General features: G+C 40.0%; 10 protein-coding genes. 3 read left to right on the top strand and 7 right to left on the bottom strand.

Annotated elements, in window-relative coordinates:
• Positions 1 to 14: 14 nt before the first annotated feature.
• Positions 15 to 530, bottom strand: a complete 516-nt coding sequence (locus ACFSKL_RS17675; RefSeq protein WP_376887847.1) for a DinB family protein — start codon at positions 528 to 530, stop codon at positions 15 to 17.
• Positions 531 to 598: 68 nt separating this feature from the next.
• Between ACFSKL_RS17675 and ACFSKL_RS17670 the strand changes: the two genes are divergently transcribed.
• From ACFSKL_RS17670 to ACFSKL_RS17660, 3 genes are all read left to right on the top strand, one after another.
• Positions 599 to 1,948 (top strand): M20/M25/M40 family metallo-hydrolase, encoded by a 1,350-nt coding sequence (locus ACFSKL_RS17670; RefSeq protein WP_376887846.1) that lies wholly within the window; start codon positions 599 to 601, stop codon positions 1,946 to 1,948.
• Between the two features lie 509 nt (positions 1,949 to 2,457).
• Positions 2,458 to 5,454, top strand: a complete 2,997-nt coding sequence (locus tag ACFSKL_RS17665; RefSeq protein WP_376887845.1) for a SusC/RagA family TonB-linked outer membrane protein — start codon at positions 2,458 to 2,460, stop codon at positions 5,452 to 5,454.
• Positions 5,455 to 5,466: 12 nt separating this feature from the next.
• Positions 5,467 to 6,807 carry a RagB/SusD family nutrient uptake outer membrane protein gene (locus ACFSKL_RS17660; protein ID WP_376887843.1) on the top strand — a complete coding sequence of 447 codons (1,341 nt, stop codon included), beginning with the start codon at positions 5,467 to 5,469 and terminating at the stop codon, positions 6,805 to 6,807.
• 242 nt (positions 6,808 to 7,049) lie between these two features.
• Here ACFSKL_RS17660 and ACFSKL_RS17655 read toward each other — a convergent pair whose 3' ends face one another.
• The 6 genes from ACFSKL_RS17655 to ACFSKL_RS17630 form a co-directional block, all read right to left on the bottom strand.
• Complete coding sequence (locus tag ACFSKL_RS17655) at positions 7,050 to 7,487, bottom strand: DUF4221 family protein (protein WP_376887842.1); 438 nt, start codon at positions 7,485 to 7,487, stop codon at positions 7,050 to 7,052.
• Positions 7,488 to 7,735: 248 nt separating this feature from the next.
• Positions 7,736 to 9,439 carry a sodium:solute symporter family protein gene (locus ACFSKL_RS17650; protein WP_376887839.1) on the bottom strand — a complete coding sequence of 568 codons (1,704 nt, stop codon included), beginning with the start codon at positions 9,437 to 9,439 and terminating at the stop codon, positions 7,736 to 7,738.
• A gap of 87 nt (positions 9,440 to 9,526) precedes the next feature.
• Positions 9,527 to 11,986, bottom strand: a complete 2,460-nt coding sequence (locus tag ACFSKL_RS17645; protein WP_376887837.1) for a PIG-L family deacetylase — start codon at positions 11,984 to 11,986, stop codon at positions 9,527 to 9,529.
• Between the two features lie 177 nt (positions 11,987 to 12,163).
• The gene (locus ACFSKL_RS17640; protein ID WP_376887836.1) at positions 12,164 to 13,372 is read right to left on the bottom strand and encodes a tetratricopeptide repeat protein; all 1,209 of its coding nucleotides are present in this window, start codon (positions 13,370 to 13,372) and stop codon (positions 12,164 to 12,166) included.
• Positions 13,373 to 13,385: 13 nt separating this feature from the next.
• A complete protein-coding gene (gyrA, locus tag ACFSKL_RS17635; protein WP_376887834.1) occupies positions 13,386 to 15,935 on the bottom strand; it encodes a DNA gyrase subunit A in 2,550 nt (849 codons plus the stop codon).
• Positions 15,936 to 16,028: 93 nt separating this feature from the next.
• Positions 16,029 to 17,018 (bottom strand): hypothetical protein, encoded by a 990-nt coding sequence (locus ACFSKL_RS17630; RefSeq protein ID WP_376887831.1) that lies wholly within the window; start codon positions 17,016 to 17,018, stop codon positions 16,029 to 16,031.
• Positions 17,019 to 17,399: the final 381 nt, after the last annotated feature.

The raw sequence follows: 17,399 nt of genomic DNA, 5'->3' as shown, positions 1-17,399 counted from the left end.
GTTTTCGAATCCTATCAATACCTCTCCTTCAATATTCTTAAATGATGCTCCGTATGACCGGCAATGATGTGGAACAATGCCCTGACAGTTACATCATAGCCATTGGCATTCCCTAACCTAGTATAGGCACTTTGGGGAAGGGTTTTGAATAGAGAGACCAAAGCATATCTCGACATTTCAAAATCTTCCAAAAGATTATTCAAAGGCACTTCATTTGAACCCGAATTGGCCACATACTCGTCTTGGTCAAATCCAGGCAATATAGCTTTCTCTCCCCTGGCAAAACACAATGCCCTAAATGTCATCACCCTGTCTGTATCTATCATATGGCCCAGTACTTCTTTTCCGGTCCATTTCCCTTCTTCATAAGCCAATAGGCTTTTCTCTTCACCTTTGGCTTCAAAATACCTGCGGACCTCTTCGATCTGGTTCAACAAAAGTTTGGTGAGGTCTTCATTTTTGATTTTGCTGATGTAAGTATGGTAATAAGGGGCATACTCACTTTCATTGGGGAATATACTTTCGTTCATGTAATATTTGTTTTTATATGGATTGTATTGATGTAAATTTAATGGTTTCAAAATCTCCAAATGTCAAAATGAGAAAATTATTACCAATATTCGTTTATTTCATCGTTGCATCGCTTTCTGCCCAAACACAAATTGTAAACAGGGATTCGGAAATAGAAAAAATGATCTCTGAAATATCAGCATCCAGCCTTGAACAATACGTAAGAGACTTGGCTGGCTTTAAAACCAGGCATACATTGAGTCAAAAATCTGAGGATAGAGGGATTTTCGCTTCACAAAACTATGTCCTCAAACATTTTAAATCCTTCGAAAAAGAAGCCGGAGGAAGGTTGTCTTCTGAAATTGATTTTTTCACCATTCAGGCGGATAACAGACGGGTTCCTACCGATAGTGAGCTCGGAAATGTGATTGCTACCTTGAAAGGCACAGACCCCAATGATGATAGGATTTTCATCATCATGGCACACATTGATAGCAGGGCTTTGGATATAATGGATACAGAAATCGATGCACCGGGTGCAAATGATGATGGTTCTGGTGTAGCGGCAATTATCGAATTGGTGAAAATCATGTCCAAAAAATCCTACCCTGCTACAATCAAGTTTGTAGTGGTAAGTGGTGAGGAACAAGGGCTAAAAGGAGCTGAGTATCTAGCCAAAAAAGCAAAAGCTGAAAACTGGAGTTTGGTCGCAACCCTCAACAACGATATGATCGGAAATAGCCGTTCCTCCCAAACAGATATCAGTGACAATACCAGGGTTAGGATTTTTTCCGAAGGAATTCCAATGGCTGAAACCGACCAGATGGCTGCTATCAGAAGATATACCAATAGTGAAAACGATAGCAAGTCAAGACAGCTCGCAAGATTTATGAAAGAAATCGGTGAGCGATATGTCGATCAGATTGAAGTAAAACTCATTTACAGAAACGATCGGTTTTTGAGAGGCGGAGACCATACTCCATTCGCCAGAGAGGGATTTACAGCGATTAGGGTCTGCGAAATGAATGAAAACTACTATGCCCAACACGAGAATGTGCGTGAAGAAGAAGGTATTCAATATGGCGATCTTCCTGAATTTATGGATTTCGAATACATGCGGAAAATTACCGGAATCAATTTGGCATCTTTGGCATACTTGGCATCTTCCCCATCTGAACCACAAATGGTTGGTATCGATGTCAGGAGATTAAGCAATACCTCAACCTTAAGATGGGATGCTCCTAAGACTGGAAAGGCTAAAGGATATTATGTGTTGATTCGTGAAACAAGTGACCCTATGTGGACAAAGAAAATATTCACTGAAGAAAATACGCTCACCATTCCATATTCAAAGGACAATTACTTCTTTGCAGTCCAAGCAGTTGGCGAGAATGGTCATGAGAGTTTGGCGGTATTTCCGCAGCCTATTACAAGGTGATAATTCCAATTTGCTTTTCACCGTTTTGCAATTCTAAAAATGGTCTCTTCAATGGATAAAGGCGGTTTTTCATGCTAACAAATTGAGAAACTTGTCTGCTTTTTGGCATGGGGAGAAACTGCCCCCATGCCTGAGCCTAATATTTTTTCAAATTATTTCAATCACTCAAACTCTATACGCAATAAATTTCATCACTTCCTCCAAGTCTTCACCCTGATCCAAACTTACGCTGATAACATGTTGAAAGAGAAGGTTTACACAGATTGGGGAAAAATGTCTGTGTAGTCATCATTCTGTGTATTTTTTGACACATTGCGACTTAATCAACCCATTACTTGTTATGTACACAGCAATACTATATATAGCAATAAAACTATAAAATATAATTATTTAAATATTTAATGTATAATATACAAATTTACATTACTTTGGTAAAACCTTTGCCAGAACAGCTATATTGAAAATTTTTATATCCTTAAATATGAATAGACCAAAAAACTAAGCTCGAAATGAAAAAGATTACCATATTAATTTTCTGCATTTTACAATCAACTTGGCTTTTTTCGCAAGGTATTTCGGTAAAAGGAAACATCACTTCATCAGTTGATGGACTTCCCGTACCCGGCGCCAGCGTACTGGTCAAGGGGACTACCAATGGCGTAGTTTCAGATGCGGAAGGCAACTTTACTATAGAAGTTCCTAACAGCAACAGCATTCTTGAAATTTCATTTTTGGGAATGACAACCAAAGAAATAAAGGTTGGCAACCAAAGTTTTTTTGAGATAATACTGAGTGAAACCCAAGAAGAACTGGATGAAGTAGTCGTGATAGGTTACGGCACAATGGATCGAAAACGATTGACCAGTGCAGTGTCTACCATTGGGAGCGAATCCCTTGAAAGGGATCCATTACCATCGCTTTCACAGGCAATCCAGGGGAAAGCTGGTGGTGTCCAAGTTACACAAAACTCAGGAACTCCGGGAGGTGGTATCTCGATCAGGGTTAGGGGAACCACTTCTATCAATGCAAGTTCCGAACCGCTTTACGTGATAGATGGTGTTCCGGTAAACAGCACCACAAATTTTGTCGGGGGACAAGATTTCAACTTTGGAGGTGCTGATCAAGGGATCAATATCCTCGCATCCATCAATCCCAATGATATTGCCTCTGTTGAAGTACTGAAAGATGCTGCTGCTACAGCAATCTATGGTGCCAGGGCATCCAATGGGGTGGTATTGGTCACGACTAAAAGAGGAAGGGCCAATGAGAGCAAGATAAACCTGAACATCTATCAAGGAGTTTCTCAGGTACCAAGGGAGAGGAGATTGTCTCTTATGAACTCAGAGCAATACGTAGATTATATCCAAGACCTGTGGAGTTACAATCCAAGTGGCGGAAGTATCAATCCTATACTGCTCAATACAGGAATCCAAACAGACTGGCAAGAGGAAGTTTTCAGAACAGCACCAATCTCCAATTATGAGGTTTCTGCGACTGGGGGAAGTGATAAAACACAATACTATGCTTCCGTTGGTTATTTCAACCAGCAAGGTACGATCCTTAACTCTGGATTTGACAGGATCAGTTTTAGGTTAAACTTGGACCATCAGCATAGTGAGAGGCTTAGTTTTAATACCAACATCAATTTGACTCGTGCCTTCAACCGTCGTATTCAAGAAGAAAACAGCCGTGAGGCGGTGATCAGAAGTGGCCTGGTAGCACCTCCAACTTTACCTATCTACAATGAATCAGGCAGTTTTGCATTCGACCCACAGGTGACTTCCAGGGAAAACCCATTTGCATGGCTGACACTTCCTACCAATACCGCTGAGACACTTCGCCTACTGACCAATGTGGGGGCTAGATACGATTTTGGAAAAGGACTTAGCTTTCGAACCAACTTTGGGGCTGACATATCCAACATTGAGGATAGTTTTTTCTTACCACCCAATGGAGTCCGTTACAACCAAGGTATTGGTCTTGGCGCCAGTAGGATCAGCAGGGATCAGTTATGGCTGAACGAGAACATACTCCAATATGAAAAAAGCTGGGGCAACAGTAGCCTTGATGCACTTTTTGGATTATCCTTCCAGGGTTCGCGTTTTTCATTCACCGATGCCAGAAGGAGTAATTTCCCCTTTAACGAAATAGACTTGATCAGCGCAGGGGGAGTGATCTCAGGCGCCAATGCCAGTGCTCAAGAATGGAGCATTGTTTCCTACTTTAGTAGGATCAACTATTCACTGAAGGACAAATACTTATTTACTGCCAATTTCAGAATAGATGGATCTAGTCGTTTTGGAGTCCAAAATAAGTATGGCAATTTCCCTTCATTTGCTTTTGCATGGAGACTTGGGCAAGAGGATTTTTTAGCCAACAAGCAATTCTTGAGCGATCTTAAGCTCAGAACTTCCTGGGGACTAACCGGAAACCAGGAAATCCCCAACTATGTCAACCAAATATTGTATTCCGGGGGGTTCAATTATGACAACTTACCTGGGTTTAGACCCAACGTATACGGGGATGGCAACTTAAGTTGGGAAACAACTGAGCAATTCAATATAGGTCTTGACTTGTCCATATTCAATGATCGCATCAGCTTATTGGCTGATTATTATATCAAAGATACGCGGGATCTGTTGATCATGGTCCAATTGCCTAGAACTTCAGGATACTCCACGGCATTCCGCAATGCCGGTGCCATACAGAACAAAGGCTTTGAATTTGAGATCAGCTCACGCAACCTGACCGGTAAGTTCATCTGGAACACCAGCCTAAATATGACATTCAACCAAAACAAAGTCACCGAACTGCCTGAGGGGGATCTTCTTGGAGGTATTGGTAATTTCAATTTGGCACGAGTAGGTCATCCTTTGGGGAGTTTCTATGGATGGGTTGCACAGGGAGTAAATCCCGAAACAGGGATGATAGATTTCCTTCAAAACGATGGAACATTAGGACCTCCTAACAGAGAGGAGGACAGGCAGATAATCGGTAACCCCCACCCCCGCCTTTTTGGAGGGATTACCAATGACTTTTTCTACAAAAATTTTGACCTCAGCGTTATGGGGCAGTTTGTAGGTGGAGTTGATTTGTACAATTACACAGCTTTCTACCGCTTGTCAGGGACCAACCTAAGCAGCAATGGAGATGTAGCTTGGACACGAAGGTGGAGACAGCCTGGAGACATAACAGATGTACCAAGACCTTCACCGGGAAGTTTTGACAATGCAGCCACATCCACCCGTTGGGTGGAAGATGGGAGCTTCTTCAGAATACGGAACATCACATTAGGATACACACTTCCCGCAACACTTTTGGAGAGATGGAAGATTGCCAACTTAAGAATTTATGCAACCGTCCAAAATGCTTTTGTATTTACCAAGTACAGTGGCTTTGACCCAGAAATCAATGCATTATCCAGTGATGGTATCGCCTATGGCACAGATCATAGCAACTATCCTCAACCGAGAATATTCACCGGAGGTATCAATCTAACTTTCTAATTTCCAATCATCATGAAAAATATAGGCAACACTTCTACATGGATGATCTTGCTGATGATCATCCTTTCATCTTGCGGAGACTTTATCGACCGTTCACCTTTGGATCAACTGAATCAGGAAACTTTTTTTACGGATGAAGCTACAACCCAGGCTGCCGTAATCGGTGCCTATCGGACTCTTACAAGCAGTAATCTATATGGACAGGCATTTATAGTCGTACCAGAATTTGCCGCGGGACATATGCGCCATATCAGTAATTTCCCAGAATATTTGGAATACCAAAACTTCAATATCCGAATTGACAACCCTTGGGCACTGAATATCTGGACAGCTTCCTATGAAACAGTCAATGCCTGTAACAATATCATTGCCTATGCCCCAAATATAGAGGAGTATGCAAATAATGAAAACCTGCAAAATATGGTAAAGGAAGCACACTTCATTCGGGCATTGGTCTACTTCAACCTCGTGCGTGCCTGGGGTGATGTTCCCCTGATCACAGAACCAACCACTCCCCGAACCACATCAGAAGATATCAAAGTACCGAGGGATCTTTCCAGTATGGTTTATGACCAAATTGTGTCAGACCTAGAGATGGCTACTGATTTACCTGACAACTATGTAAGCAGTAAAGGCAGGGCGAATGGTTTGAGTGCAAAGAGCCTCTTGGCCAAAGTACATCTTTACTTGGGGAATATGCAGGATGCTGCAAATCTTGCGGATGAAGTAATCCAATCAGGACAGTTTCAATTGTTGCAAAACTATTCTCATATATGGACAATAGAAAACTCCGAGGAATCAATCTTTGAGCTGCAATTTGACGAGCAAGTACCCAATACTTTTGTCCAAAATGCAAATCCTTCTTCCCGGCAAGAATTTTTTGCATCAGATGCTGCCAGAGAATTATTTGACGAGGAGGACACCAGAAGGGACTTTACCATTCGAGAAGCTGAGGACAACTCGGGAAACATCAATTTCTATGTCGGAAAATACAGAACCTTCAACCCACCAACCCAGAATGTCCCAATCATCAGACTGGCAGAAGTTTACCTGATATATGCAGAAGCAGTGGCCTCTGACAACCTTCAGGAAGGAATAAATGCAGTGAGTGCCATCCGTACCAGAGCTGGATTGGAAACTGACTTCGTTGGTAGCCAGGGAGAATTGATTGCGCTAATACAGCAAGAACGTAGAAAGGAATTGATGTTTGAATTTGAAACCTGGTTTGACCATTGCAGAACAGGTGCCGCTGCAGATATCCTGGAAGTGCCAGACCCTAACCGCTATTTGTTTCCTATCCCCCAATTGGAACTTGACCTCAACGATAAACTCATACAAAATCCTGGTTATTGAAATCACTATTTCACTTATATATAAATTAGAGCATGGGTATCCGCTTCTTTGCCGGTAGCCCTATAAAACATCTTCAACAAAGGATCTATCCATTCCATTGATTGTCATCCGTTGACACTCGTGCGCAGTAGCCTAGTAGACGATTGGATTCTTGATTCCTAACGTGAACTCACAGACAGAAACGAAAAAAAAATTAGCAAATCATATCCCATGTAAAATAATTTGGGATATGATTTGCTATATCAACCGTTATAGCTTGGATGTTTTTCATAACAGCCAAACTTAATAACCTGAGTTCGACTATTCTCATTTAGGAAAAATAACCCTTTATAGAAAGCACTTATCAAAGTATCTAGGGAAATCGCCTGGGTTGACCAAACTTCATCTATTCCATTGGGACCTTCTCTTTCAATTGGAATTTTGTCCACTATTGATTTAGCCTTAAAGTCATAAAAATAATAGGTGTTATTTTTCGGATTCACAAAATGTAGATAATCCTTGCTATCCCAAGTGTCTATATATGCCAATAAATTGGAATTCGAAGTTTCCAAATCGATTGGTATCGTATATTCTCCTGTTTGTACTAATTGCAAACCTTTTGGAAACGACTCATTTTTTGGTTTACCATTACATGCTACGATTAAGCCAAACCCTATGAAAAGGACGAAAAATTGTTTCATATTTTTGCAATTATTTTAAATGTCTAACTGTCTTGTTTCATCTATTGGGTAGATGGCAGCAAAAACCAATCTATCGAACAGTCTTTGACCAGAACATCTTCTTTTCAGTCTAATTGATGAATTCATTCATTACCATGTGGTGAATTCTCAAAAGCTCTGCATGTAAGTTAATGATTTCTTTCAACTCATACTTTAGAACTTTAACTCTTAAACCCAATTAATTTACAATATCCAGTATCCAGGTTAGATTACTTCCATCTCAACATTTGAATTAAAGCTGCAAACAGCATTACCAATAGACATCCGATGGCATTGTACCACAAATACCCGATGTCAATGCTTACACCAAACAATGATTCTCCATTGTGCCAATGGATGATCAGGATAACTGCTTCAGCCAGTAATGCTGCTATGAAAACGGCGTTTCCCCTGATCCATTTCATGTAAAATCCCACCAAGAAAATACCCAAAATAGTCCCATAAAACAGGGATCCCAATAGGTTGACTGCTTGGATAAGGTTCTCAAAGAGGGTGGCATAAGTGGCAAAAAGAATGGCAAACACCCCCCAAAATGCCGTCAACCATTTTGAGGATAGCATATAATGGCGATCAGATCCTTTTTTATTCAAAGATCTTTTGTAAATATCAACAGTAGATGTGGATCCCAAAGCATTCAACTCAGAAGCGGTAGATGACATGGCGGCAGAAAAAATTACCGCAAACAAGAGTCCTATGATTCCCTTCGGCAGGTAATCCATCACAAATCTCATAAATATATAATCCGTATCCCGAGTCTCTGCTCCTGCATCATTTTTTACGATCAATGCTTTTACATCATTCCGGATTTGCTCTTGCTTGGCAAACCCAGCATGCATCTCTGCTTTGGCTTTTTCAATACCTGGTTCATTGTTTTCCCTAACCGCTTCGAGTAAGCTCTCAATACTTCCCGATTTTTCTTCAAATGTTTTGGCAAATTGATTTTCCAGACTGATAAAATCTTCCCTAAATTCTGAAGCTTCAAGTTTTTCGGTCTGTACCTTATTGAACACCACCGGTGGTTGAAAAAACTGGTAAAAAACAAATACCATTACACCAATAAAAAGTATCACAAACTGCATAGGTACTTTCAACAAACCATTCATGATCAGTCCCATCCTACTTTCCGACAAGGATTTTCCTGTCAGGTATCTTTGGACTTGTGATTGGTCAGTTCCAAAGTAGGAAAGAAAGAGGAATAATGCTGCCGTCATTCCAGACCAAAAATTGTAGCGATCCGACCAATTGAAATCAAAATTGACAATATTTAAACGTTCCATTTTTCCGGCTACATGCAATGCTTCAGTAAACTTGACAGGAAGCATATTGATGACCAAAATCCCAGCTAGGATCATCCCTCCCATCATCACCATCATCTGCTGTTTTTGGGTAATTGACACAGCTTTGGTACCGCCAGATACTGTATAGATGATCACCAAGGTTCCTATGAAAATATTGGTCCAGGTCAAATTCCAGCCCAAAAGCGTGGATAGGATTATAGAGGGAGCATAGATTGTAATTCCGGCAGCCAACCCCCTTTGTGTAAGGAATAGCAAAGCTGCCAAAGTCCTGGTCTTCAAATCAAACCTGTTTTCCAAAAATTCATAGGCTGTATATACCTTCAGCCGATAATAGATCGGAATGAAGGTGACCGATAAAATAATCATCGCAACAGGAAGCCCAAAATAGAACTGTATAAAACGCATCCCATCTTCATAAGCTTGTCCTGGAGTACTGAGAAAAGTAATGGCAGATGCCTGGGTCGCCATGATGGAAAGACCGATTGTCCACCAATTCATATCATTATCTCCCCGGAGATAAGTATCCATGCTCTTTGGACCATAGGTTTTATACACCCCATAGCCAACTATCAAGACAAGTGTCCCAAACAATACAAACCAATCCAGATTGCTCATGAAAAAGCCTTGGTTAACCAGTAAAACAATCCAATCAAGACAAACAAGGTGACAATCAAGCCAATATACCAATTACTCCAATTGATTTTATTTTCCATTTGATTGCTCGATTAGGTTGACAAAAATCTTGATCGCCCCAGGCACACCTGCCGGCAACTGTCTGAACCATGATATTCCCGAATAGGTATAAGTCCCTTTTCCATATCTTGCAAACAGCAAAGAACCACTGCTTGGGTTTTCTCCCGGATCCTGCATTACAAAAGGGGTTGTGTAGTTGGAATCCCAATCTGAGGTGAAGTAAAGTCCCCGCTCCTGTACCCAACCATCAAAATCCTTCGATGTAATCTGATTGGGATAACTCAATACGGGGTGTTTGAAATCAGCAGTAACCGCTGAACCTTCCACTGTCACCCGATCTCTCGAAATCGAAAAAGGAAATGGTCCCAATTCCCTGGTCAAAAGTGGTGAGGATGTATTGTATTGCACGATTACATTTCCACCATCCTCGATATATGCCATCAATTGGTCAACGTTGTCGGCTAAATTCTGGTTTGTATTGAAAGCCCTTATTCCGATGATGATGGTCTTAAACTCATCAAATTTGCGTTTGCTCAAATCACCATTCTCAAGGAAAGCTACCTCATATCCCAAATTTTTCAAGACTTCGGGTACATCATCTCCAGCACCATTGATATAGCCGATTTTTTGACCACTCATCACAATGTCCATTTTGATCAAATCAAAGGATGCATTGATGAAATAAGTTAAGTTTGGAATATGTTTGTAGATGATCCTTTTGGTGTCTTGGTAGAAAATACGACCATCTTTAGTCTTAAATGAAGCCAAAACTACCAATTTCTCCACATCTGAATCTTTAATCTTGACAGTATAAATCTTCTTTTTCCTTTTATCATCATTTTCTACAGCTAACACCTCATACTGACTTTTATCCAAACCATCCATAACCAACTCTCCTTCCATGACTTTATTCTTAAATGAAACCTCAATGGTCAATTCCGGATTTGCCCCTTTTACGAGAAATACATTCTTCTTGTCAATATTGACATTCACTTCTGGCACCAATGTGAATGGCTGTTTGATTTCACCATCCACCTGGTCATTATATTTATAAATTAACGGAAGATTCAACAATAATTCTTGTCCTTCTATATCCAAAAACAAATTAACACCTATCGATGATCCATTGATAGGCGGACCAATTTGCTTTGGTTTTTTGATCCCAAACAAGCTGTTTTCAATTGGGTTTTCCAACCAAAAAGGTTGTGAAATTGGAAAGTCTTTAGGGACTTGAAGTTTCATAACCTGATTGACAGGCTTATTCTCAAAAGCTTTTTTGTTTAAAGGAATCTGCAAAAAAACGTTTCTCAACTCCTTTAAACTAATTGCTGCATTGGATGGATTATTAAAGATCAATTCTGCATCTAACTCTTCTCCAGGATATCCTATTTCCTTTTTGATTATAAATTCAGCCTTTACTCCAAGGGAAGATAAGATCAAATCATCCATCATAACCTTCTTTTCCAAAAACCATGATTCCTCACTAGTTACATCAGCCAGCTTACCCTTGATATTTAACAAGTTTTGAAGGTTTTTTTCTGGATTTATAAAATCAAACTCTTCTATAGCTTTCACTATCGACTTTTCAATTTCATCACCATTTTCTATTTGTAACCATCTATTTGGAATTCCTTCAAAGGGACTTTCGTTAAAACCTTCACCTTTGATCAATTCTATAAAATCATTGCCAGCGCCAATTTGTGAGGTCGATCCAAAACCCTGGGATTTGTGCATTGTCCGGCTATTTGCCGCAATCTGGGAGTATGTTGTCCCTAGCAATGGATTGTAATCACCAACAGGGAATATGTGATAGGTTTTACCTTCTTCAGCCTCATACTGCCCTCCCCAGTTGTATGCATTCCAAAAAAGTCGCTTTGCATTCCAAGTATTGGTCAATTTCAATTGCTCTTGGAAAAAATTTTCATCCCCCGAAATTTCAAATGCTTCTGAAGAAAGGATCGCAGAAGTTGTATGGTGTCCATGGGTCGTTCCTGGAATTGTATTGAATCTATTGATAATGATATCCGGCTGAAAATTTCTGACGATCCATACGACATCTGAGAGTAATTTCTCCCTGTCCCAGTTATTCAGTGTTTCATCGGGGTTTTTGCTGAACCCAAAGTCCAATGCCCTGGAAAAAAACTGCCTACCACCATCAGTCTCACGTGCCTTCAACAGTTCGTGGGTCCTAATCAAACCCAATTCTATTCCCAACTCCTTACCGATCAAATTCTGCCCCCCATCACCTCTGGTAAGTGAGAGATAAGCAACTTGGGCATGTTCGGCATTTGCCAGATAAGATATCAACCTTGTATTTTCATCATCTGGATGAGCTGCCACAAATAGAATCCTTTTGGTTTCCTTTAAAGTCAATAAATCATGATAAAGCTTTGAAGATGGGTTTTGGGCAAAAACTTGTAGAAATAAAAAGCCAAAGAATATGGTTAAGAAAATTGTGCGTTTCAACATATGGTTCTATTATTTGGAAGCTAAAATTTAGAGGATGTTTCATTCAAATAAAAATGTTTTTTTACCAAAGGGTTTTTTAAACATCCCAAACTAATAATCAGTAGCATTTGAGAAACAATATAGACAAAAAAAAAGCTACCCGACAGGTAGCTTTTTTATATTACAAACAAATGAAAATTAACCTTCCATCCAGTCTTCTCCAAGAATTGAGATCAACTTTTGATTGTACTTTTCAGCCTCTTCTTTGTTGTCCAATCTTGTATGAATCTGGAATAAAGTTTCCAATATCTCAGTTGAATCAGGTTTCAATTCTGATGCTTTGGTGAAATAAGGTACAGACTCCTTGTATAGATCCTCTGCTTCCTTATTCATTGCATCGGATTTTTCTTCCCACTCAGAATCTGACAATCCACCAACTTCCGCTAGAATTGCCCTTGCTTTTTCGATATAGATCGCTCCTGCATAGTAGTTACCTTCAAAGAAATCCGGATCAGCATCAACTGACTTCTTGTATTGTACCAATGCACCATCCAAATCACCTGACTGCTCCAACAAATATCCATATCTCAATAGGATACCTGTGTTTTCAGGGTCATTTTTCAAAGCATCAACAACGGAAGTCATTGCCTCGTCCATTTTATCCAATTGCAACAAAAACTGAATTTCAAACTCAGCCAAAGTCTTATCTGTTGGATCTTCCTCTTTGGCAAGTTTTACCAATCTATAAGCCTCTTCAGGATCCTTATCGATCGCACTTGCAATTTGAATTAAGAAGTAATAGGTATTTAACTTATTGTATTCTTCGATTTCTAACAACCTGTTAAAGTAGATTTTAGCTTCGTCAGTTTTATCAAGCTGATTTGCCAAATATCCCGCATTGAAATTCATCGTTGTATCAGTCGGGCTGATATCACTTGCCAATGCAAAATACTCATATGCCATCTCAAGATTATCTTCTTCATAAGTGGCAATTGCTTTTGCAAAAGCTGAATTTTTCAAGGTCTCAATACCAAATGGCCTTAAGTTCTCAGGCATTCCGGGAACATCATCTTTCCAAAGGTCTTTACCTACTTTACTGTTTTTGTCATTGTCGATCATTTCCATTGTCTTCGAAAAAGTGCCAAATGCATCTCTTCCTACTTCGACTGTAGACATTTCATTTTCGTCACCTGCATCAAACATTTTTGTTTGAATTTGTCCTTTAAGTAAGGATGTCGCGGGATCATCTTTTGTTTCGGGATCGGCTAAAGCGTCTTCCACTTCAGACAATGCGGTAGTCAACTCGCCTTTTTTGTAGTTTCTTTCAGCTGATTTCACCACTTTTTTCTGGGCAAAGCTCACTGTGACAAAACCTACTAATGCTAATGATAAGATTAACTTTTTCATTTTGTTCTTTTTTCTAATTGTTTGGTTCTTCGGTTACATTGTCTTCTGAATCAGAAACATTACCTTGATCAGCTCCTTCTTCCGGGGCAATCAAGCCTATTTCTTCCTCAGCATCTTCATCTTTTTTGATTTTTTCCACTGAAGAAATTTCATCATTTTCTCCAAGTTTAATCAATCGGACACCTTGGGTAGCCCTCCCCATGACCCTAAGGTTTGAAACTGGGGTTCTGATCGTAATCCCAGACTTGTTGATGATCATCAAATCGTCGGAATCTACAACCTCTTTGATTGCTACAAGGCTTCCTGTTTTTTCGGTGACATTCATGGCTTTGACACCTTTGCCACCTCTGTTTGTAATTCTATATGCATCAAGCTCAGAACGCTTGCCGTATCCCTTTTCTGATACGACCAATAGGGTTGCATCCTCCCTTGAGGCACATACCATGCCAATTACGTGGTCATTAACATCACTTAACTTAATTGCCTTTACACCAGTCGCTGTCCTTCCCATAGGCCTTACGGTAGATTCATGGAAATGGATAGCCCTACCTGATCCTGCAGCAATAATGATATGGGAATCTCCATTGGTCATCTCCACCTGCATCAATTGGTCTTCATCCCTGATATTCAAGGCTATAATACCATTGGTTCTCGGTCTGGAATACTGCTCCAATGTAGTTTTCTTGATGATCCCCTTTTTGGTAACCATCACGAGGAAATTATTGTTTATATAATCCTCATCTCCCAAATCCCCAACTTGTATAATCGACCTGATTCTATCTTCCGACGTTATATTGATCAAGTTTTGGATTGGCCTGCCTTTCGAAGCTTTGGAACCTTCCGGTATCGCATAGGTCTTCAACCAGAACAGCTTTCCTAGATCTGTAAAGATCAAAAGATAATTATGGGTAGATGCGGTGAATAGGTATTCTGTCCAATCATCGTTCTTCGTAGTTGCACCTCTTGATCCAACCCCACCTCTACTCTGCGTTCTATACTCGGTCAATGCAGTTCTTTTGATATATCCTTCATGGGAAACTGTGATCACAACTTCCTCATTTGGTATCATATCCTCATAGCTGAAATCTTCCGCATTATGCTCAATCTCAGTTCTCCTATCATCGGCATACCTCTGCTTCATTTCTGCAAGCTCATCCTTGATGATCTGCATCCTCTTGTCCTCATTGGCAAGGATCTCTTTCAACTCCTCTATCAAGAGCATGATCTGATCGTACTCTTCCTGGATCTTTTCCCTCTCCATGCCTGTAAGGCGCTGAAGTCTCATATCCAAAATAGCCCTTGCCTGAATCTCACTCAATTCAAAACGCTCCATCAAACCATTTCTGGCAGTCTCAGGATCTCTTGAACTTCTGATCAATGAAATTACTTCGTCAAGATTATCCAAAGCGATCAGATAACCCAACAATATATGGGCTCTTTTTTCTGCTTCCCTTAACTCATACTCAGTCCTTCTGATGACCACTTCATGACGGTGATTGACGTAATGCACAATCATGTCTTTTAGATTCAAGGTATAAGGTCTACCTTTAACCAGAGCCACATTATTGACTGAAAATGAGGTCTGTAACTGAGTTTGTTTATAAAGATTATTCAAGACCACATTGGATATGGCATCTCTCTTCAGTTCATAAACAATTCTCATACCCTGTCTATCAGATTCATCTCTGATAGCAGAAATACCGTCTATTTTTTTCTCGGTAATCAACTGGGCAGTCTTTTCGATCATATTGGCTTTGTTCACCAAATATGGAATCTCTGAGATGATGATCATCTCCTTGCCACTGTCTTTGGTCTCTATTCCAGCTTTACCTCTTACGATGATCCTTCCTCTACCCGTCTCAAAAGCAGCTTTTACACCATTGTAACCATAGATGATCCCTCCTGTCGGGAAATCCGGTGCAACAATAAACTCCATTAACTCCGAGATAGTAATGTCTCTATTGTCAATATAGGCTGTAATACCATCTACAATTTCTCCGAGATTGTGTGGAGCCATATTGGTAGCCATGCCTACGGCAATCCCAGATGCACCATTTAATAGGAGTGCGGGAATTTTAGCAGGCAATACAACTGGTTCCTTCAAGGAATCATCAAAGTTCAATTGAAAGTCAACAGTTTCCTTATTGATGTCAATCAAAAGCTCTTCGGCGATTCTTTTCAATCTTGCTTCTGTATAACGCATCGCAGCTGGATTATCTCCATCCACAGAACCAAAGTTACCTTGACCATCCACCAAAGGATATCTCAAAGACCATGGTTGGGCCATACGAACCATTGTTTCATATACAGCAGAGTCACCGTGTGGGTGATACTTACCAAGTACCTCACCAACGATCCTAGCTGATTTTTTAAAGGATTTGTTGTGTAAAACGCCCAGTTCTTGCATTCCGAAGAGTATTCTTCTGTGAACAGGCTTTAGTCCGTCGCGGACATCTGGAAGTGCTCTGGAAACAATAACCGACATCGAATAATCGATGTAGGCTCCACGCATTTCGTCTTCAATGTTAATCGGTATGATATTCTCTCTTTCTCCTTGAGCCATATTTATCTATTCTCAATAAGCTTGCAAGATAATAAAAAGAAAACGGTTTTGAAATACGATTTTACACTCAAAAAGAGTGAATTTGAATAAGTTTTAATACCATTGACCCACCTTCCTGTTTTGTAGGTTGAAAATAGAGCTTCCCCTATACTCAACTCCATTATGTAAGTGCTTCATTACCACTCCACAACCTTCTACTTTACATCTTTTGGTGCCTGGTAGACTTATGGAAAGTCCCAACTGCGCACCATATACAGTTTGTTTAATATTTTGAAACTCTTCAATATTGGAGCCCATAAATGTGAAATTCCTAAACTCAGCACCTGTTTTCACAAAAAATCGAGCATATTCCGAAAATTGCCTTTCCAACCTAAATGCCACCCCGTAATATGGTTCGTTGTTCGTCGCCATTCTTTCATCAGGAGAATTGCGGACAATCAAACTTCCATATTCCCCCTCCAAAATAAACCGCCAAGGATAATTCTGCCTCATACGTTGGTTCTTCTCCGATTGCATGTACACATTCTGGGAAGCGTATTTCCGGTATCTCCATTTCAGAAAACTCACTCTTTTTTTGGCATCATACAAGACCAATCCCAAGGTACCATAAAATTTATCAATGGTGTAAGCGCTCTTGTCGAAATCAAATCTAAAATCTGCCCCTTCCAAATTATTCATGTTTCCAAACTCCCTACCATAGCCCCCTCCGATTACAAAAATGTCAAACAGATTAAGTTTTGCGCCCAAATTTACTGGTACACCAAGGCCATCTCCTTTGAAATTCTGGATTTCATTTGCAGGGATCTCTCTCGTATTGTCCAAATTTTGGAATTGGCTAATTGGATATTCATTCGGTGCAATGGAGGAAAAAACCATTTCATTTTGCAGATAACTCCCTCCAGTCGAAAATTCAAAACTGAAATTACTGATACCTTGTCTAAAAATATTCCCCACATTGCTTTCACTCATCCTTCCTCTCTTGGCTTTGGTATCTATACCAAAAATATCATCCTGCTGGGCTTGTAGCTCTATGGTGGCCAACAAAATAACTGTTGATGTAAATATTATCGACTTCAGATTCATAGATTTACTAAAATTGGTGAGTAGAACGCATATATGCAAAGGTAGAAGATATTCGAATTTATCAAATATGAGTATCCGCAATGTTCCTCCTTAGTTAAGTAGAGTCTTTATTAAATTTCGGATAATCCTCAACAGCTTGTGCGCCTTTGACGTGGACAACAGTTCACACTTGTGCGTCTCTTCGTAGCCAAATAAATCAAATCGTACATCCAACAATCTATTGCCCTATCAAACATTTCCAGAATAGGATGTCCCCAGTCTATTTTCAAAATATCCTACTAACCTGAGTTCGATTGTTATCACTAAGTCAAAATCTATAAAAATATCCAGTTACATGGCAAATTTTTGAGGGATAGCCTAAGCTATCGCTCAAAAATTTAT

This window comes from Belliella marina, assembly GCF_042682445.1.
Taxonomy (GTDB): domain Bacteria; phylum Bacteroidota; class Bacteroidia; order Cytophagales; family Cyclobacteriaceae; genus Belliella; species Belliella marina.
The sequence above is the reverse complement of the archived record's forward strand: the minus strand, read 5'-3'. Positions and strand labels throughout refer to the sequence as shown.